16 protein-coding genes and 1 pseudogene are annotated in these 18,115 nt (G+C 59.1%); 5 read left to right on the plus strand and 12 right to left on the minus strand.

Annotation, left to right across the window (positions count from 1 at the left end; genetic code table 11):
• Together IVB32_RS30985 and IVB32_RS30990 are read right to left on the minus strand one after the other, a co-directional pair.
• Positions 1 to 357 (minus strand): annotated as a pseudogene (locus IVB32_RS30985) (branched-chain amino acid ABC transporter permease); the annotation flags it as partial.
• A gap of 99 nt (positions 358 to 456) precedes the next feature.
• On the minus strand, positions 457 to 1,788 hold the full coding sequence (locus IVB32_RS30990; protein ID WP_247412479.1) for a substrate-binding protein: 1,332 nt from the start codon (positions 1,786 to 1,788) through the stop codon (positions 457 to 459).
• A gap of 458 nt (positions 1,789 to 2,246) precedes the next feature.
• On the opposite strand from IVB32_RS30990, the gene IVB32_RS30995 reads away from it, so the two are divergent.
• The gene (locus IVB32_RS30995) at positions 2,247 to 2,657 is read left to right on the plus strand and encodes a hypothetical protein (RefSeq protein ID WP_247412482.1); all 411 of its coding nucleotides are present in this window, start codon (positions 2,247 to 2,249) and stop codon (positions 2,655 to 2,657) included.
• 112 nt (positions 2,658 to 2,769) lie between these two features.
• Positions 2,770 to 3,264, plus strand: a complete 495-nt coding sequence (locus IVB32_RS31000) for a MarR family transcriptional regulator (RefSeq protein WP_247400144.1) — start codon at positions 2,770 to 2,772, stop codon at positions 3,262 to 3,264.
• 153 nt (positions 3,265 to 3,417) lie between these two features.
• On the opposite strand, the gene IVB32_RS31005 is transcribed toward IVB32_RS31000, so the two are convergent.
• The 7 genes from IVB32_RS31005 to IVB32_RS31035 form a co-directional block, all read right to left on the minus strand.
• Complete coding sequence (locus IVB32_RS31005) at positions 3,418 to 3,609, minus strand: hypothetical protein (protein WP_247412485.1); 192 nt, start codon at positions 3,607 to 3,609, stop codon at positions 3,418 to 3,420.
• Positions 3,610 to 3,741: 132 nt separating this feature from the next.
• The gene (locus tag IVB32_RS31010; protein ID WP_247412487.1) at positions 3,742 to 6,006 is read right to left on the minus strand and encodes a trehalose-6-phosphate synthase; all 2,265 of its coding nucleotides are present in this window, start codon (positions 6,004 to 6,006) and stop codon (positions 3,742 to 3,744) included.
• 664 nt (positions 6,007 to 6,670) lie between these two features.
• Positions 6,671 to 6,946 carry a DUF5985 family protein gene (locus tag IVB32_RS31015; protein ID WP_247395144.1) on the minus strand — a complete coding sequence of 92 codons (276 nt, stop codon included), beginning with the start codon at positions 6,944 to 6,946 and terminating at the stop codon, positions 6,671 to 6,673.
• The gene (locus IVB32_RS31020) at positions 6,946 to 7,203 is read right to left on the minus strand and encodes a DUF5985 family protein (RefSeq protein ID WP_007607494.1); all 258 of its coding nucleotides are present in this window, start codon (positions 7,201 to 7,203) and stop codon (positions 6,946 to 6,948) included. Before IVB32_RS31020 ends, IVB32_RS31015 begins: the two co-directional genes overlap by 1 nt.
• Positions 7,204 to 7,205: 2 nt before the next feature.
• Positions 7,206 to 7,577: a hypothetical protein gene (locus IVB32_RS31025; RefSeq protein ID WP_007607493.1), complete on the minus strand. Its 372-nt coding sequence runs from the start codon at positions 7,575 to 7,577 to the stop codon at positions 7,206 to 7,208.
• A gap of 169 nt (positions 7,578 to 7,746) precedes the next feature.
• A complete protein-coding gene (locus tag IVB32_RS31030) occupies positions 7,747 to 8,253 on the minus strand; it encodes a PRC-barrel domain-containing protein (RefSeq protein WP_247412490.1) in 507 nt (168 codons plus the stop codon).
• Positions 8,254 to 8,643: 390 nt separating this feature from the next.
• Entirely contained in the window at positions 8,644 to 9,441 is a 798-nt protein-coding gene (locus IVB32_RS31035; protein ID WP_247412492.1) for a Crp/Fnr family transcriptional regulator, read from the minus strand.
• 137 nt (positions 9,442 to 9,578) lie between these two features.
• Between IVB32_RS31035 and IVB32_RS31040 the strand changes: the two genes are divergently transcribed.
• Positions 9,579 to 11,672 carry an ATP-binding protein gene (locus IVB32_RS31040; protein ID WP_247412494.1) on the plus strand — a complete coding sequence of 698 codons (2,094 nt, stop codon included), beginning with the start codon at positions 9,579 to 9,581 and terminating at the stop codon, positions 11,670 to 11,672.
• Positions 11,644 to 12,318: a response regulator transcription factor gene (locus tag IVB32_RS31045; protein WP_247412497.1), complete on the plus strand. Its 675-nt coding sequence runs from the start codon at positions 11,644 to 11,646 to the stop codon at positions 12,316 to 12,318. Before IVB32_RS31040 ends, IVB32_RS31045 begins: the two co-directional genes overlap by 29 nt.
• Before the next feature lie 690 nt (positions 12,319 to 13,008).
• Here IVB32_RS31045 and IVB32_RS31050 read toward each other — a convergent pair.
• The gene (locus tag IVB32_RS31050) at positions 13,009 to 13,239 is read right to left on the minus strand and encodes a hypothetical protein (protein WP_247412499.1); all 231 of its coding nucleotides are present in this window, start codon (positions 13,237 to 13,239) and stop codon (positions 13,009 to 13,011) included.
• Between the two features lie 321 nt (positions 13,240 to 13,560).
• Between IVB32_RS31050 and IVB32_RS31055 the strand changes: the two genes are divergently transcribed.
• Complete coding sequence (locus IVB32_RS31055) at positions 13,561 to 14,811, plus strand: sodium:proton antiporter (RefSeq protein WP_247412501.1); 1,251 nt, start codon at positions 13,561 to 13,563, stop codon at positions 14,809 to 14,811.
• A 57-nt stretch (positions 14,812 to 14,868) separates the two neighbouring features.
• Here IVB32_RS31055 and IVB32_RS31060 read toward each other — a convergent pair whose 3' ends face one another.
• On the minus strand, positions 14,869 to 16,686 hold the full coding sequence (locus IVB32_RS31060; RefSeq protein WP_247412504.1) for a chloride channel protein: 1,818 nt from the start codon (positions 16,684 to 16,686) through the stop codon (positions 14,869 to 14,871).
• Between the two features lie 138 nt (positions 16,687 to 16,824).
• On the minus strand, positions 16,825 to 18,012 hold the full coding sequence (locus IVB32_RS31065) for an FAD-binding domain (protein WP_247412508.1): 1,188 nt from the start codon (positions 18,010 to 18,012) through the stop codon (positions 16,825 to 16,827).
• Between the last annotated feature and the right edge of the window lie 103 nt (positions 18,013 to 18,115).

Here is an 18,115-nt window from a genome sequence, read left to right on the forward strand (position 1 = left end):
TTGGCTCGAGAAGATCAGGCGCACGAGCTCGACGAAACAGATGCCGAGCCCAAAGGTCACGAGCAGCTGATCCTCGTGCGGACGATGATAGAAATGGCGGATGATGACGCGTTCCATGAGAACGCCGAGCAGCATTACGAACAGGGAGCCCGCGATCACGGCGAGGATGAACGACTCCGTATACTGGTAGGCGACAAAGCCGGCATAGCCGCCGATCATGAACATCGCGCCGTGCGCGAGGTTCAGCACGCCGAGCGTGCCATAGATGATGGTCAGACCGGAGCTGATCAGCGCGAGCAGTGCGCCGAGCGCGAGCCCGTTGAAAAGCTGTGAAATGAGGTTGGGCCAACTTATCATGCGACAATCGCTGTTGTGACGCGCGATGGTGCGCGTCAGAAAAAGGTGACGCCGCGGGACCGGAGTGCAGTCCGCGGCGTCAAAGAGGTTAGCCAGGTCTCAGCTGTAGTCGCCGAGGTGGCAGCCGAAGGCGTCCGGCTTCTGCATCAGGCCTTCACCCGGCACGATCTCGACCACGTCGTACCAATCTTCCTTGTTCTTCATGTCCTTTTGCTCCTTGCCCTTGACGATGATCACCGGCCGGACGCATTGGTGATCCTCGGGACGGTAATGGACGTCGCCGACCAGGGAGGGGATCGTCTCGCCCTTCTCGTAGGCCTTGATCACGTCGGGCGGGCTGAAGCTGCCGGCCTGCTCGCACATGTGCGCCCAATGCGCGAAGCTGACATAGGCGTTCTCGGCGCCCCATTCGGGCTTGTAGCCGTACTTCTTCTCGAATGCTTCGTTGAACATCTTGGCGAGCGGGAATTTGTCTTCGATCGTCCACCAATAATCGGTGGCGGCATAGACGCCCTGCATCAGGCCGCCGGTCTCGCGCGCAATGAAAGGCACCTGGTACGGCACGACCAGCTTCATCTTGTCGAGCACGCCGAACTGCTTGGCCTGTTGCGTCGATAGTACCGCGTCGTGGCCCCAGTTGACGTTGATGAGCACGTCGGCGCCTGAATTCGCGACATTCAGCAGGTACGAGGAATAGTCGGGGGCGCCGAGCGGGGCGACCTGGTTGGTCACGGTGGTCCAGCCGGCCGTCGCGAGGAAATCCTGCATCGACTTGGTAACGGTGTGGCCGTAGGTGTAGTCGGGCGTCAAATACGCCGCCTTCTTGCCCTTGCCGAACTCACGCACCATCACCGGGCCGATCGCCGCAGCCGCAGTCTGGCCGTAGAAGTTCTGGCGAAAGCCGTAGCGGACGCAATCCTTGCCAGTGGTATCGTTCGAGCCCGAAATGCCGCACACAAAAATTACGTGTTCGCGCTGGGCGAGTTTGTTCAGCGCCACCGCAACGGCGCTGGACGTGCCGCCGGTGATCATGATTGCCTTGTTCTCGCTGATGAAGCGCTGCTGCGCCTGCACCGCCTCGTTCGGCTTGGCCGCGGAATCGGCGACGCCGAACTTCAGCTCCTTACCGAGCACGCCCTTGCTGGTCTTCGGCGATATCTTCTTGATCAGGTCGTGCCCGCTGTTGATGTGCTCGATCGCGAGCTGATAGCCCTTGAGCTCGTCTTCACCCTGCACGGCATACGTGCCGGTGCGCGGCACCGAGATGCCGATGAAAGCGGTGGAACCCGAGACCCCCGCAGGGTAGGAGCCGATCGCCGGCTTGTCCTCGGCAAATGCCGGCATCCCGGGCAGAACCGCGCCGCCGATGAGGCCCGCGGTGGTCTGAAGCAGGCCACGGCGCGAGAGGCCGCGGCGGATGTTGTCAGTCATGGTCATTTCCTCCGAACATCGTTCTTGTTTGCAGGCAAAGCACGACCTGTCCGGCGGCAGCCGGCATCGAGGGCCTGCCCGCGCCGGGCACGTCACATCCGCGTGTAGCTCTTGGGCGCAAGCATTACTTGTGAACGCCTTCTGTCAAATCCGTCTTTGGTCGAACGACCAAAATTATGTCGCGAAAACATATCGTATCCCGATATATATTAGCCTTTGTGAGTACGAGACTGGCGGGTTCGGCGAGAGAAATGGCGCGGCGAACGAGAGTGGCGGGTACCCGGAAGCGACGGTCATGGCCGCAAGGTGCGGAGCGGCAGGACGCGGCGTGGTCGGTGGAAGAGGTGAACGGACAGGGGGCGACACCACAGTCCGGCGATGCCTCGCGCATGCCCGAGCCTCGCAATCGAACGACAGGTGAGCGGGGACCGGCAGTCGGCTCTGTTCAGGCGAAGCGTGTGCCCGGGCCGATGAAGCGGCTGAGCGTGCGTGCCCAGAACGTTCTGAAGGAGCTCGCAGTCGAGCTCAAGGGCGAGCAGCCGCCGAAAGGGAACTGGTCGCCATCGCGCGAGTTGCTGCGGGCGCTCACGGCCGAACGTCTCGCGACGGCGCGCAATTGCGGGCCGCATACGATGCGGGAGATCGTGGAATGGGCGCAGGGCTGCGGCGTGTCTATCAAGCCGGTAATCCCGCCCGGCGGTTCGCTGTCGCAGATGTGGAGCGAGCTGATCGCCAATGCCTCGGCAGGCAGCCTGACCAGCGCCGAGATCGCCGGTGCGCTGCAGCGCTCAATCAGGCGGAAGAGCGCCCGGATCCCGATCGCGTTTCAAATCATCCTGGTGAAGATCCTGCTGTCGAGCTTCGAATAGGGGCGCAATAGCTGTGCATCCGGAATTCCCGCTGCTTGGTCCGGGCGCTCCTGCTTGCTACTTTTGGCTAACGGCTCGCGTTGCCGGGTAGGAAGCACGGAGGCGGCACGGCATGGTTCAGATGAAGAGGACGCAACGGGCGACTGCGGCCAGGTCCGGGCGGTCCTCAGCTACCGAGCCGATGCGTGACTCCGACTATGCTGCGCTTGCGCAGTTCCGGTACGAGATCCGGAGCTTTCTGGCCTTCAGCGAGGCAGCCGCGGCAAAGCAGGGATTGACGCCGACGCAGCATCAGGCGCTGCTTGGGATCAAGGGCTTCGTGCGCCCGGGTCCTGCGACAGTCGGTGATGTTGCGCGCTTTCTGCTGATCCGGCCTCACTCAGCGGTTGAATTGATCAATCGTTTGGCCAAGCTTGGGCTAGTAGGCCGGGTTGCCGACCCGCAGGATGCCAGACGTGTGCACCTCAAACTGACCGGGAGAGGTGAACAGAAACTGCGGGCACTATCGCAGAGAAATCTTCAGGAGCTCCGCCGCGCCGCGAGCCCGGCACTGAATCGCCTGCTGAGGTCGTTTCGGCACTCTGGCGGGCCGAATTCCAACGGCTAAGCCCGCGAGCAGACTCTACTCCGGCTTGACTGATGCCTGGGATTGCCGGCATGGGCTACGCATTCGCCTCCTGGACGATGGCTTCCAAGTCACGCCGTGACCGATTGCATTTTGGGCGGGTTTGTAGGGTCGTCTCTATGTCCGGAAAGGCGACTATCTGGTGAGCAGGCCTGAAATCAGGGCCGCAGCGCCGAGGCCAATGAACGACAAGATCATTGGAGGATACAGAACCAGCGCTGCTTCAAAGCGCAGGAACTTCGGTTGCTCGCCGGTCCGATCGGGAAGCCCAATGAAGATCAGGATGCCTGCTACCGCAAGCGTCGCAGCTCCGATCAGCATGTTCATATTCGCCCTCCTCCACATCACGGAGCAAAAAGTCGCAAGCACGAGAGTGCGACCGAGCTGTCGTTTTGGAAAGAACCAACCGTACGCTTTGGTACTGATTTTCTCGAGGACCGCCACCTGAGGAGAGCCCGTTCAGATCTGCTTCACGCCATTACGGGCCTTGGTGGCCAGGCCAAGAACCCGCTCGCGGGTGCGACTTCTCGCTGCGTCCACCAGCATCGTGCCTGCCCAGCGATAGACGTTATGCTCCTTTACCTGCTGTCGCATGAGCTTCATGCGCTCGGCCTGCTCCTCGATTGGCATTGTAAGTGCAAGCTCGATAGCCGATGCCATTTCTTCGGTGTCATAGGGATTGACGATGAGAGCCTCGGATAATTCTCGTGACGCCCCGGTGAAGCTCGACAAGATAAGGACCCCAGCGTTGTCTTCTCGCGAACTAACGAACTCCTTCGCGACGAGGTTCATTCCGTCGTGCAGGCTGCTGACGACGCAGGCATCGGCCCCTCTGAACAGCCGGAACACGTCTGACGGCTCGTAGTGCCGCGCGACCAAATGCATCAAGGGTTGGCGACCGCGGTGCCGCTCGTTTATTTCGGCAGCGAGCGCCTCCGCTTCAGCCTGGAGCTTCGAGTACGCGCTGAGTTTGCTGCGCGTCGGTGCTGCGATCTGGATGAACGCAACCCTGTCCCTCCAGGCCGGATTGCGCAACAACAGCGCGTCGACGGCCTGCATACGATCAAGGATGCCTTTGGTGTAGTCGAAGCGTTCTACACCGACAATCAGTCTCGTTCCTTCCGCCAACTCAAACTGCGAGATGATACCGGATCGGCATTCCGCGGGAGCTGGCAATTTCTCCACCTCTCTTGATAGCCATTCGATCGAGATCGGATAGGCACGTACTCTGGTCTCATGTCCACCGAGACTAACCGCCTGCACCTCGCGGTCGATCCTGCTTTCCACGAAGCGATCGACACCCTCGATGAAGTTGTTGCAGTGAAATTGGGTGTGAAATCCCACGATGGTGCTGCCGAGCATTCCTTCAATGATCTCGGCCTTCCATGGGCAGATGCTGAAGGTTTCTGCATTCGGCCACGGAATGTGCCAGAAGGTTATGATCGTGGCTTTCGGCAGGCACTCACGGATCATTCTCGGAGCAAGCGCGAAGTGATAGTCTTGGACCAGCACGATGGGGTCCTCGGTCCGCGCCTCGGCAACGACTGCATCGGCAAAGCGCTGGTTGATCTGCCGATACATCTGCCAGTCGCTGGACCTGAACGTAGGGCGCACGAAAGCGATATGGCACAATGGCCAGAGCCCTTCGTTGGCAAAACCGTAGTAATATCCGTCCTGTTCTTTCTCAGAGATCCAGATGCGCCGAAGCGTGTAGGCCGGGGCTGCCTCGGGGACGCGGAGCCTATCGTGGTCGTCGACAGTCTCCCGATCGGCGCTGCCGCTGCCGTGTGCGATCCAAGTGCCACCGCAGGCACGCATGATCGGCTCCAGGGCCGAGACCAATCCACTCGCCGGCCGCTGCACCACAGTCCCCGCTTCCGAAGTGTTGTGAATGTAAGGCTCCCGATTGGAAAGGACGAGAACTTCGGCCCCCGGCAAGACGCTTTGCAGCACCTCTTGAAGCGATTTCGGCGTCCACTCGATCTGGCTTGTAAACGTAACTTGTTCGGCGCTACGCAACAGCTTGTGAATTTCTCGATCGATAGACGAGCGACCGAGTTGAAGGTGCACTCCCTGAGCACCTCGACGGACCTCCTCGACCGCGCGTCGCAATGCCTTCATCCAGCCGCGCATCATGAGGACGGCGAAAATGATCGTGCCAACGGTCAGGACCAGAACGACGCCGGCAAGCGCGGCGAGCAGATACGCCAGCACCTGGCTGGACCTGGCCGCCGCAAAGCTGAGGTCGGTTAGAATGACGAGGTAGGAACGACCTCGGCTACTCGAGATCGGAAACGCAGCTACAAGAATGCGTCGCCCCCCGCTGGCGATGCTTGCGAAACTGTCGCTCTCGGATTTGGCTGACTTTTCGCAGGAGAAGCTCGCCGGCATCTCCGGAGTTGGCGCGAGCAACGAGCCTTCCGGATCACAAAATCCAACCGCGAGAATCTTCTTGTCGAGCGCGACTCTCTTGAAAAGGTCCGAGAGCCGGTCCCACGCCTGGTCTTCCAGATCACGACTAAGCAACGGCTGGATGGCGTTGAAGACCAGCTTGGATCTGGCTTCAACATCGCTTCGCGACCACTGCTGTACGATTCCTCCGGTAAATGGCGAGATACCGAACGCCACGACTGCGGCTACCACCAGGCCGAAAATGCCATAGCGGAAGAACTCCTTGTACGATATCGGGGTCACTCCGGAGCTACCCCGACTGTCCGCAGCCATTTGCTCGAGCCGTCTAGTAGCAGGCGCAGCTCTCGCGGCGCATTGGGCACTGCCGATTGCGCTAAGCGGTAGTAAGCGAATATATACCAGACCAAAGGACGGCTGCTGTTAGCTCGGATTGGCGAGCCGCTTCCCCGCCTCAAAGCCCGTACGCTCGTTGTTGCAGGTGAGACAAGTCGCACGTGCCATTTGCGTACCGTGGATTGCCAGCCGTTCATGCCGATGCGGCGTCTTTTCCTCGCAAGACAGGCAGTACGCTTGCGGAAACACATCGAGTGCCGTTTGATTCGATTTGCTGATCATGAAAGCCCCCTGCACAATATCCTTCGGAGGTCGCCCGCGAGCAAGCGGCAGCGGGGCAGATCGGCTGCCAATTGTACAGAACTGTACCGTGTTTCGTCGCGTGGCAAGCTGTGCGCGCTCTGCCGAAGATCACTCCTGTCCCACACAGCAGCCCGCCAACCTCCGGGTGAATTAGCGCGCGGCGGGAGCTGGGATCCCAGCGTTCCTCGGCTGGGGTCCGCCTCTCCTGACGGCATGACCTTTCCATCCGTCCCGGGTAAGGTCAGTGGTCAATTCCCCTGCCCGTCGTTCAAAGCGCGAAACCGGTTGTACGGTTGCACCCCGAGCAATCTTGCCAGTCAGCGCCTCTTGAATTCGCGCTTCACTTGCGCTTCTTCGGCAGCGCATTCTTCCCGACGATCGAAAGCGCAATCAGACCGAATGTGATCAGGCGCGGGATGAAGTACACCGGCTCGCTCGCATTCGTCACTTGCACCACAGCCAGGACAAATCTCGCAACGGCGTCGATCACAAACGCAGCCGCAAAGAGCAGGAAAAAGGTGTCGTCTGTCTTACGCCAAAACTTCAGGAAATATATGCTCGCCAGGAGCGATGCGAATGCCGTCGCACCTGAAAGAACGGGATTCAAATGGTCCATCAGTCGGCCTCCCAGATCATGCCGATAAGCAGGACCGTCATGGCGAACAGGCCGATCGATAGACGCACGGCGGAAAGATCAACCTGAGGAAATACGATCTTATCGATCCAGAGAGCAGCATTTTCGAAAGTCAGACCCGCGAAACAGACGGCGCTCCATAGGAGCAACTTCGACCTGTTACCGATATATGCCCGAATGAGCAGCCATGCACAAAAGCCGCTCGTGATCGCGCAAAGTGTGTAAATCACCGCAGCCATGACTAATCCTTTCGAATCCTGAAGGCATCTGAAAATGCCTGGATGCGGTGTGGGCTGTTGTGGATGATATGTGTGATTGGGATCAAATGCCGCGAATACGCCAAGGCCAAGCTATCGACCACTGGCCGCAATTCGGGCCGCGGCGCAAACGCATAGATCCCTGCCTCGCCGTCGAGGAAGCCATCCTTCCTCAGGGACGCTAGAGCATCGGCCATCTCGATCTTGCCCGCGTAAAGACGTGCAGCGAGCGATTCCACGTCGAACCGCTCGCCGGGCCGCTTGTGGAAGAACAAAAGGGCTTCGAGCTGCGCCACAGAGCGAATGTAGCGTCGGACAAGCTCCTCTACCTCTTCCGGCAGTGCTTCATCAGACATCGTCGACCTCAGCCAGCGGCACGCAAGCTGATCGATTCAATGCGGAAATTCAAGACTGCTTTTCCTGCTACACAAATCTAGCCGACCGGATCAAAGACAACTAGAAAAGGCGGCGCCATCTCAGATGACACCGCCGATAAGCATGTTGGAAATACCGACCGAAATCGGCTCAGTACTTGAACTCAGACATCTTCTTCAGCTGATCCTTGTTGGCGTTCAGCACCACGTGGTCCGGATACCAATTGTTGCTTCGGTGGGCCGACGTTGATGCGCTTCCCGTCGTGCTCGTCGAACCGGCATTGCCGGTCTTTCCAGCGCCATCGCTGGACACGGTCTTCACCGGTTCCTTGGCGAATTTGAGCTGATCGAATGTTACGGCGACGTTGTGCTCGCCCATTCCAAGGAATCCTCCCACCCCGATCACCACGTTGGCAACCCGCCCGCTGGAATCCAGGATCAGATCATTGATGTCGCCGATCTTCTCGTTGCTGTTGTTATAGACGTTCACACCAACGAGTTTCGATGCACGCCATTCACCTTCCTTGTGCATGGAGGCGGTCGAGGCAGCCGGCTGCATGTTGGGCGCCGCGATCGTCGCGTTGTTCTGGGACGACTGCGCCATGGCAGGCGTAGCCAGCAGCATCGCGGAGGCAAGAATGCAAAGTGATGTCTTCATGACGATTGCTCCTAGTTGTGTTGGATCATCGTCAACTCATCGCACGCTCGCAAGTTTCGTTTGCCTGCATGCGAAGGTACGCTGCCGCACGAGACTTATCCGACCAGCTTGAGGCGGCTGCGCATCTTTTGATGAAGCATTGCACGTGTCACGGAAGGGTTGCATATGATGAACTCGACCATAGCGATAATGTCGTCCCTGGTGCGATTGCAGCAGGGGTTCTCGTAAACGGCAAGAAGCCTTTGGGCCTCCTCCAAGGCTCCCACCAGAACTTCGGTATCGGTTCGGATCCGGCTTTCTTGCGATGACATCTCCGCCTCTATCGCTTCAAGAATATCTAGACTCTGTTGGCTGCCGTACAGTCGCCTTAACGGCAGCAGGGAATCGCGTTCACGAATACGAAATGCGGAGGGGCGGCACCGCACAAGGACGGTTGTGCGCCGACAGGATGATCCCATGACAATCGCAAGACATCGCTTTCAACCTGGCCTCGTCCATGACGACGACCCCCGCCCTGCGACATCCAATCACTCCGTCGCGCATCATACTCCCGAGAGCGACCGTAACGCCGGCGCGCCGGACCGCGAGAGCATTGGCTATGTAACTGTGCGTGAAAGGTACCTCGCGAGACCCGAGCCTGTCGCTGGCAACCAGGAGCCACCGCGCGAGGCGCTGGTGCAGCGTGTGCCTGGAATTGCAGGCTGATAGTTGCGAACTGTGAATCAGGATCGCCTGAACATAGCCTAAAAGCATCTTTTCAAGCTCGACGTCCTTCTTGATCAAAGAAATCAGCTGATCGGAGTGGATCCGAAGCGCTTGGCTCGGCACTCTCACGCTGCAGCGGTGCGGTGAAACGTGCATGCCCAGTACCAACGGCACGCCGACAAAATCCTTCATCCCGAGCGTATGGATCTCGACCGGCAGGCAGTCGCCCGCACGGGTCGTGACAGAACACCCGCCGGACTCGATGAAGTAGGCATGGCGAAGAGGAGTGCCGCGATCGTAGAGAATTTGCCCTTTGTTCAGAGACACCGTCTCGCAGCTTTCGAGCAAACGGCACTGCGATGAAGCCGACAGTCGGGAGACGAGTTCGTTGCGGCTAGTACCGCAGAAGGGCTCGTCCAAACCAAGCCGCTTCGGGTTGAATTCGTTTTCGATCAACCGCAGCGGCGATGAAGAATGTTCCATGTCAAGCCCAATTCTAGACCGCTACAATGATTACCTGTACGATGGGATGGATGGAGCGATCCTGGGAGTCAGGGTGACCGATAGAACTGTCGGGAAAAACCTGACAAGAACCAGAAATATCGGGGAAGTGCCAGCACGTGGGCGTTTTGCTGTCTCATTTGATACCCACCCGCAAGGAGGCGCCCACCTCAATCTCCCGGCGCGCAGCCCGCCGCCCCTTGATCCTCGTCTTCATCGCGGCAGCGATGCCTCTTGCGCTTTTTGCGGGTTGGGTCGTTTTCCTGAACGCGCAGCAGCAGCGCAGGGGCTCTCAGGCTGCCGCCGTGGAGACGCTCGATAGCGTCGTCAACCGGCTTGCCTCCGAGATCAGCCTCCAGCTCGAGATCGCCGAGACCGTCGCGGCTTCCGCAACACTCGACAAGCCGGACCTTGACGCGTTCTATCGAGAAGCGACGCGTGTCAACGAAGCACGTCCTCTTTGGCAGACGATTCAGCTCGTCGATCCTGACGGGAATCAGGTGCTTGATGTCAGCCGTCCACTCGGAGATGGGATGCGCGCCACCGCCGACCGAGAGAATTTCGAACAGATCCTGAAAACGAGAAAGCCGGCGATCGGCGGAATTGGGCCACGTGGTCCCATCACCGGCAAACGCGTGGTGGCCGTCAGGGCCCCCGTTGAGCGCGATGGGCAATTGAAGTTTGTACTCACGGTGGCCCTGGTGCCCGATGCAATAAGCCAGATTTTGAAGAGCGCAGGAGCCCCGGCCGGCTGGGTGGGTTTCGTGGTCGATGCCAAGGGGAACATCGTCGCCCGCACCTTCGGTGAACAATCCGAACTCGGACAATCTGCCAGCGCTACGGTCCGCCAGGCGATAGCCTCAGCGCCAGAGGGAAGCTACGTCAACACCACGCCTGCCGGCGAACAAGTCGACTCGATCTACAAAGTCATACCCGGAACCAGCGGATGGTCGGTCCATTTCGGAATACCGACGCAGGAACTGAATGGTCCCGTCCAGCGCTCAGCCATTTTCCTTGCCGGGGGTGGGGTATTGAGCTTCGTGTTGGCTCTGACTTTGGCCTGGTACACCATACGCGACATTTCGCTTCGCCGGCGCGAGCAAGAGGCGCAGGCAGCATTGGCACTCAGCGCAAGTGAAGAGCGACGGAGGCTGACGATTGATGCCGCAGATCTCGGCGTGTTCAGCTGCGATTTTGCGAGCAGAGAAGCGATCGTGTCGCCCCGCGCCCGAGAGATGCTCCGGATAGACGGTTCGCGCTCCGAAGGAGATACGATCCTTCCGATCGATCGGATACTGAGCTGTATTGATCCCGCCGACCAGCGGAACTTTGAGGCTTCCTTGCTGAGTTGCCGTTCGGGAAACGTGGCGATTGCTGATTTCCGGACCGCTCCCCCTCACAGCCGGTGGCTGCGGGCCAGCGGGCGGCTGTCTCGCATCGATGATAAGAACTTGGACGTCGTGTATGGCGTCATTCTGGATATCGACGAGACCAAGCGAGCCGAGCTGGAGCGACAGCAACTGCTTCGACGTCTTTCCGAAGCGGAAGAAAATGAACGCCGTAGAATCGCAAGAGAGCTTCACGATCAGATCGGCCAGACGGTCACAGGTCTACTTCTCGGTCTGAAGAACCTGGAGCCGCTTCTGGGCACGAGCCCCAAACGCAAGCTTGGATTGGAGAGGCTCAATTGGCTGCAAGGACTCGCGAGAGGGATTGGGCGCGATATCCATCAAATCGCCTCTGACCTGCGCCCGACCGCCCTTGATGACCTGGGACTTTACAAGGCGCTGGAGGCATTCTGCGCGGAGATCCGGCGCCGGTTCGGGATCAGCGTTGATTTTCAGCCTCTGGGAAGAAGAGATCGTCTCGGCCAGGACGTCGAAATCGCGGTTTACCGCGCCGTCCAGGAGGCCGTGAACAACGTGGTCAAACACGCGCAAGCTCGAAACGTCAGCGTGGTCATCGACCGACGCACAGCTGAGCTTAGGATCGTCGTCGAAGACGACGGGAACGGCTTCGACTTTCAGGAATTCTCGCAGGGTGAGAGCCGCCACGCAAAATTGGGCCTGTCCGTCATCGAGGAGCGCCTCACGCTGCTCGGTGGATCTTTGGCGATTGAATCTGAACCCGGCCACGGCACCTCTCTTTTCATGAGAATACCGGTGCCAATAGAGGAGATGGGCTATGTGCCCGATCCGGATCACGTTGACTGACGATCATCCGCTTGTTCTGGCCGGAATGAAGGCGTTGCTTCAGGACGTGCATGACATCGAGATCGTCGGGGAAGCAACGGATGGACAGGCCGCCCTAGACATCATTCGCCAGGCCACACCGGACATTGCCATCCTGGACATTTCACTTCCCGGTATCAGTGGCCTCGAAGTTGCTCGTACCCTAGCGACGCAGCTTCCTCAAGTTCGTCTTCTGGCGCTGACCGTGCACGAGGATCACGCCTACGTTCAGCCGATGCTGCAAGCGGGAGCTCGCGGCTATCTGCTGAAGCGCTCTGCGGCCGACGAACTCGAGCGCGCAGTTCGCGCGATCGCTGGAGGTGGTTTGTATCTGGATCCAGCAATAGCGGAGAAAGCACTTCCATCCGCGCAGGGCGCCCACTCGTCTTCCGGCGCTTCCACAGCCGGCGAGCTGACACCGCGCGAGAGTGAGGTCCTCAGATTCATCGCACAGGGCTTCAGCAACAAGGAAATTGCCACTCAGCTAAGCATCAGCATCAAGACCGTCGAAACTTACAAGGCCAGGGCGGTCGAAAAGCTCGGACTGTTCACGCGTGCCGACATAGTGCGCTACGGCGTGGCCCTTGGCTGGTTGTGCCATTCGGGAAAGAGTGCGGATCAAGTTTGAGCGGGAAGTAGGTGGGCCAAACGGCCCTGCGTGGCTTGCGGACGTCAGGATTATCCCGACAAGCCCCGCTCATCTCCTGACTGCCCGATGGGACGCCGTCCACTATCTTGCGTGAAGCGGACGAGAGAACCAACGCGGGTCGCCGGCCGGAACACCGTTCTTTCCGGCTTCTGCACTCCGCACCTTGTTGGATCGGATCAGGTTTGTGTGGAGGCACACATGAGAAATGTACTTTTTCGAGGACGTGCCGGTCGCCAGCTCTTTGCACAGTATCAGAAACTGCCCGGGCTCGCCACTCGGACGAGCTCGCGGCTAGATGCCCGCACGGCGAGAACCGCTGGCATTTGCCTCGCTTGCATCTATCTCACCTGCCTTCTGTTCTCGGCATACGCGATTGCTTGACGGCAATAGGCGTGTGGCAACCAAAATCGAGGAATGACGAAGTCAGATTCGTCGCCCCGATCCTTTGCAGGAACTCGCTCGATCATGGATACAGTCGTGGTGCTCCTGGTCCTCGGTATGTTGTTCACGGCTCTTTGTATCGCGGCGCTGGAGATCGCGGCACGTCGATTTTCCCGGACTCTTGAGCGTCAGCTTCCGATGTAACGTGCGGCGCACCGATCTCCTGCGCAAAGATTGCTCTTATGCAAGGTGAGGGCCGCCTCGATCGACGGCCCTCCAAGTTTGCGTTTATCGGCAGACACGCACGTGCTTGACGATACGCCGACCATGATAGCCGCGCTTGACTACGGTCCGCACGGTGCAGACCCTCCGATGATGATGATAGTGATAGCCAGCCTGCATCGTCTCGGATGTTGCCGCGGCCCCGACAGGTGGCGCCATCATCGCATTGGCAGGAACCAAGAACTGAGTGCCCGCAAGCATAGCAGCGGCCGCAAATCCATAGGCGATTTTCTTCATAGTTCTTCCTTGTTGTACGCCCCCTCCGCACTTCTAGGTCGGTCCAATGAATGCGGAGTGAACGACGATACTGACAATCGTCGTCGCGATCTTTCGCCGCAGATGCAAAACCGACAGCTGACTCGGTCGCGGAGACGGGTTGGGATTGAGGCGCATCTCAGTCCGCTTACATGTCCCGCAGGAACTGCCGAAGTTGCTTTTGATTATTCACGTTTCAAAAGTTGCCATCTCGAACGCACTGCCCTCAATGAGTAGAGCGAGCAGCGGCCTTAATGGAAGGGAGTGAACAGGCACTCTCGCCAGAGCACAAGGGAGCCTGTCGTGCTTTCGCTGATGGATATCGCTGCCGTTCTGCTTACATTGTGTGCCGTCTTCGGCTGGCTCAATCACAAGTTCCTGCCGCTCTCCCGCAGCGTAGGTCTTCTCGTGATGAGCGTCCTGACGTCACTGCTCCTGATCGGCTTGGATGCGGCGTTTCCCACGATTCAACTATTAGACCAGCTTGCCAATGGGCTCCGGCAGATCGACTTTGCCGAAGTCGTGGTGAATGGGATGCTTGCATTTCTGCTGTTCGCCGGCGCGTTGCACGTAGATCTGGACACACTCAGAAGCCGCGCCATTCCGGTATTTATTCTGGCCGTCCTCGGCACCTCAATTTCAACCGTCCTCGTAGGCCTGATGTTCTGGTTCATCTGCGGCCTTTTGAACCTACCCGTATCTTTGGCTTGGGCATTCGTGTTCGGCGCACTGATCAGCCCGACTGACCCCGTTGCTGTCCTGAGTACGCTTCGCAACACCAAAGTGCCCAAAGAGCTACAGATCGAGACGGAAGGCGAGGCATTGTTCAACGACGGCGTCGGGATTGTTCTGTTCACGATCATGCTTCGCTTTGCGAGCACCGGAGACGGCGGTCAGGTTTCGGCCGCCGATGTCGCTGAGTTACTCGTTCGCGAAGCTGGTGGAGGAATAATGTTGGGCTTGTTGACTGGCTATGTTGCGTATCGCGCGATGCGGCTCATCGACGACTACGCCATCGAGGTGCTGATCTCGCTTGCCCTCGTCACTGGAACCTACGCACTTGCGCTGCATCTGCACGTCAGTGGCCCGCTCTCCATGGTCGCCGCGGGCCTACTCATCGGCGACCGAGGACCTCGATACGCAATGAGTGAGCGGACACAAGGATATCTGTTCGCGCTCTGGATCCTCATCGACGAAATTCTCAATTCGGTCCTTTTTCTGCTCATCGGGCTGGAGACCTTGATACTGCGCTTCGACCCTCGCAGCCTCGGTCTGGCAGCAGCGACGGTGCCAGTCGTTCTTTTCGCCCGCTTTGTTTCTGTTTCGGTTCAACCATTTCTATTCGGATGGACTCGGCTGCTCTCCTTGCGCAACGCGCCCTTTCTCACCTGGGCGGGCGTTCGAGGCGGGATTTCAGTTGCACTCGCCCTATCAATGCCGGACAGCCCGGCCAAGGCCGCCATCCTCGCCTCAACCTATGCGGTCGTCCTGTTCAGCATCATCATTCAAGGCTCGACTCTAGGCTGGGTGGCAAAGCGGACTGTCGGACAATAGGTCTCGTCTCCAATGACCCTTCAAGCGCAGGCGACAAGCGTCTCATTTTTGCACTGATCAATCCTCATAGCTGTCGATGACCGCATCTGCGATCACGCGTTTGGTCAGGACGCCGACGATAGCCTTAACGCGCGGGCGCGAGGCAGAGCGGACAACAATTGCTGCGCCGGCCCGATGGCGCTTCAACCTGGCAAACACCAAGCTTAGATGGTCCTGATCGCGGCAAATGACCATCCGCCGCTCGACGAATTGCTCGACCATGAGAGCTGGATTCGATTGCGACTCCGCCCATAATCCGGAACGTGGCGGGATCAGCCCGACAATCCGGCCTTCGCGCTCAACCACGATAGGAAGTGCGTCATCGATATCTTCCGCAGCCATGGCCTGCTTTAGTGTCGTTCCTACTCCGGCGACGATAAAGCGCCTTTCCATGATGTCCTGGGCCTGCTTCACCAGATAGAGGTTTATATGCCGCTCCTTTGGAATGCGGTGACCGCGGTGGCGCAGCTTGACCGTGTAGATCGTCTCGTTGACGAGTGCACGCCTGACGCCTGCAGCCAACGCCACCGCAACGATCACCGGAACGATGATTGCGTAATCGCGGGTCATCTCGAAGACCATCACGATCGCCGTCATGACGCCGCCCGTACCTGCACCGACGATGGCCGCCATTCCAATGATCGCGGCCGAAGATGGCGTTAGCCCTGAATGAGGCAGGATTGAATTGGTTGCAGCGGCAAAGGCGGCCCCCAGCGTGGCGCCAAGGTATAGTGATGGCGAGAAGATCCCGCCCGACGCCCCGCAGCCGAGGCTGACCGTCGTTGCCAACAGCTTCAGCACAAACAGCAGGGCCAGTAACCCCGCCGCCGTCATCTTGTGGTCCAGTATCTCCTGAATGACGGAGTAGCCCACTCCGTCGACGTAGGAGTGGCCAAAGGCATTGGTGAGCACCAGCATCGTCAGGCCGATTGACGACATGCCGATGATATTTTGAACATACTCGTTGCCAGACAGCTTCGGAAACCCGTCTTCCATGAAGACGAGCAGACGGATAAACGCCCAGGCTGCCGCTCCAGACAACAGGCCAAGCAGGACGAATGCGAGAGCTTCCTGCGCATTGAAGGATGCAACCATGCTGAATTGCACATCCGGAACCGAAAAGGCCGGGTCCGGACCGATCAGGATGCGCCCGATCGTCGTCGCAGCCCCCGTGGCCACGACGACTGGAAGGAATGTCCGGTTTGAAACTTCCGGCAGAAGAATTTCCAGAGCAAACAGCACGCCGCCCAGCGGAGTATTGAAGGTCGCGGCGACGCCCGCGCCCGCGCCCGCGGACAGCAGCGTGATCCTCTGCCGGGTCGAGAGCCCGATGAATTGAGCAAAGGCTGAGCCCAGGGCTGAGCCTATCTGAATGATAGGGCCTTCGCGCCCGACGGCGGCGCCGCTTCCGATCGATATTGCGGACGCCAGCGCCTTTATCAAAGCTACCGAACCCCGAATTTTGCCGCGCTTGTAGAATATGGCGTCCATCACTTCGGGTACGCCATGTCCCTTTGCTTCTGGAGCGAACCGCCGGACGAGAAAGACGACGATGAGGCCGCCGATCACAGGCGCAAGAAGAACAAAGTCGCCGAAAGGACTGGGGCCCTCACTGACGTTTGCGTCGTAAACGACGCTCAGCCTGCCATTGTAAGACAAGTTGTGCATGAGGCCGATTAGCGCGCGAAAGCCGACGGCGCCAAGTCCGGTCATGACGCCAATGACCAAGGCGAGCGCGCAAAGCACGAGAAGGCTGACCTTCCGCTCTTCAGCAAACGGCTTGATGCTGCTGCCGATCAGGGCTTTTCGCGTGCCGTAAGTCAGGACCGAGGGCATTTGACCACTATTGCGCACAGACACCGATATGAACTCTGGTTCCGAAAGGCAGTTCCTTCCAAGAGGCATGGCGACAATCCGCGCCCACCGAGCCCCCACGTCACCGCCATTGGACGCCCTTAGTGGTTGTCCGTCGATTCATGTCCCCGCCCAGCGGTAGTCAGGAAGCTCCAGTTCGTCGGCGATGTCCCGCCCAATTGCGAGCCTCGCCAGTCCCGGGATCGAGAAACTTCTGACCACGACGTTGCGGAAGAGCATTCCCACACGCGTTCTCGGCGCCAGGGCCCCGGCAAAGCGCTCCGCACCTCGCTGTTTCCGGCCTATATAGCTCTTCAGCCGCGCCTCGTATCCCGCAAACGCCTCCAAACATCGTCCACTGGACATGGCGAGTTCACCGGCCAAGACATAAGCTGAAATCATCGCCAGCGCCGATCCCTGCCCTGCCAGGAGCGAGACGCAGAAAGCCGCATCACCAATGAGCGCCACCCGACCTCGTGACCAGTTCGGCATCCTGATCTGACTGACGGTGTCGAAATAGAGTTCACCGGCGCGCTCCAGTTCGACGAGCATCTGATCGCACTCCCAGCCATCTCCGCCATAGACTTCATGAAGGAGCGCCTTTTGCGAGATCGGCGTTTCCGGAAAAACTGAGTGATGCTCGGCAAATACCAAGAGAAACAAGGTGCGATCGTCACGCAGCGTGAAGCGGCCTACCATGCGGCCCGGCTGACCGTAGATCAGGTACACATCCTCGTCGCGCGGTCGATAGCCGTGAGCTTCGAATGCAGCCACGATATACCCCAGACGCCGCTCGAACTGAGCCTGTGGTCCAAAGACCCGACTGCGCACGGCTGAATGCAGGCCGTCTGCCCCGACGAGAAGGTCGAACCTGCGCCTGCCGCCGTGCTTCAGTTGGACTTCGACGCAATCTGGTTTCTCTTCGACGAGAATGATCTCGTCTCCGAAAATGGCTTCGACGCCGCTGGTCCGTTCGAACAGCATGCGCGAGAGGTCACTGCGCTGAAGAGTAACGTATCGTCCATTCGTCAACTCGGAGAAGACGTCGGTACCGAAGCCGGCCAGCCGACGGCCAGCTTCATCTACGATCCGAAGCTCTCTGGCGTAGTAGCCGTCGCGATTGATCTCCGGCATCAATCCCATCCGTTCAGCGATGGTGTAGCCCAGCCCCCAAAAGTCGATGACATAGCCTCCGCTCCGTAGAGCGGAGGCGCGCTCGAGGAGCGTCGGCTGGAAGCCGGCTGCTTTCAACCAATAGGCAAGCGTGGGTCCGGCAATTCCAACCCCGGAGATTAGAACGCTGTTCATGCCATCTCCTCAGAAGCGAACGACGATCAGCAACACGATGCCCGAGCTCGCTCTAGTGCTTCGGCGGTCTTCGGACGAGAATTATTCGTTTGCCTACAAGAAC

Origin of the sequence: Bradyrhizobium sp. 23, from assembly GCF_023073295.1 — a bacterium.
Lineage (GTDB): Bacteria > Pseudomonadota > Alphaproteobacteria > Rhizobiales > Xanthobacteraceae > Bradyrhizobium > Bradyrhizobium canariense_D.

Excerpts from the sequence above, each read along its gene's own strand:
- IVB32_RS30990 (WP_247412479.1), bottom strand. The coding sequence starts at position 1,788 with ATGACTGACAACATCCGCCGCGGCCTCTCGCGCCGTGGCCTGCTTCAG.
- IVB32_RS31000 (WP_247400144.1), top strand. The coding sequence starts at position 2,770 with ATGGTTCAGATGAAGAGGACGCAACGGGCGACTGCGGCCAGGTCCGGG.
- IVB32_RS31005 (WP_247412485.1), bottom strand. The coding sequence starts at position 3,609 with ATGAACATGCTGATCGGAGCTGCGACGCTTGCGGTAGCAGGCATCCTG.
- IVB32_RS31010 (WP_247412487.1), bottom strand. The coding sequence starts at position 6,006 with ATGGCTGCGGACAGTCGGGGTAGCTCCGGAGTGACCCCGATATCGTAC.
- IVB32_RS31015 (WP_247395144.1), bottom strand. The coding sequence starts at position 6,946 with ATGGACCATTTGAATCCCGTTCTTTCAGGTGCGACGGCATTCGCATCG.
- IVB32_RS31020 (WP_007607494.1), bottom strand. The coding sequence starts at position 7,203 with ATGGCTGCGGTGATTTACACACTTTGCGCGATCACGAGCGGCTTTTGT.
- IVB32_RS31025 (WP_007607493.1), bottom strand. The coding sequence starts at position 7,577 with ATGTCTGATGAAGCACTGCCGGAAGAGGTAGAGGAGCTTGTCCGACGC.
- IVB32_RS31030 (WP_247412490.1), bottom strand. The coding sequence starts at position 8,253 with ATGAAGACATCACTTTGCATTCTTGCCTCCGCGATGCTGCTGGCTACG.
- IVB32_RS31035 (WP_247412492.1), bottom strand. The coding sequence starts at position 9,441 with ATGGAACATTCTTCATCGCCGCTGCGGTTGATCGAAAACGAATTCAAC.
- IVB32_RS31045 (WP_247412497.1), top strand. The coding sequence starts at position 11,644 with ATGTGCCCGATCCGGATCACGTTGACTGACGATCATCCGCTTGTTCTG.
- IVB32_RS31050 (WP_247412499.1), bottom strand. The coding sequence starts at position 13,239 with ATGAAGAAAATCGCCTATGGATTTGCGGCCGCTGCTATGCTTGCGGGC.
- IVB32_RS31060 (WP_247412504.1), bottom strand. The coding sequence starts at position 16,686 with ATGCCCTCGGTCCTGACTTACGGCACGCGAAAAGCCCTGATCGGCAGC.
- IVB32_RS31065 (WP_247412508.1), bottom strand. The coding sequence starts at position 18,012 with ATGAACAGCGTTCTAATCTCCGGGGTTGGAATTGCCGGACCCACGCTT.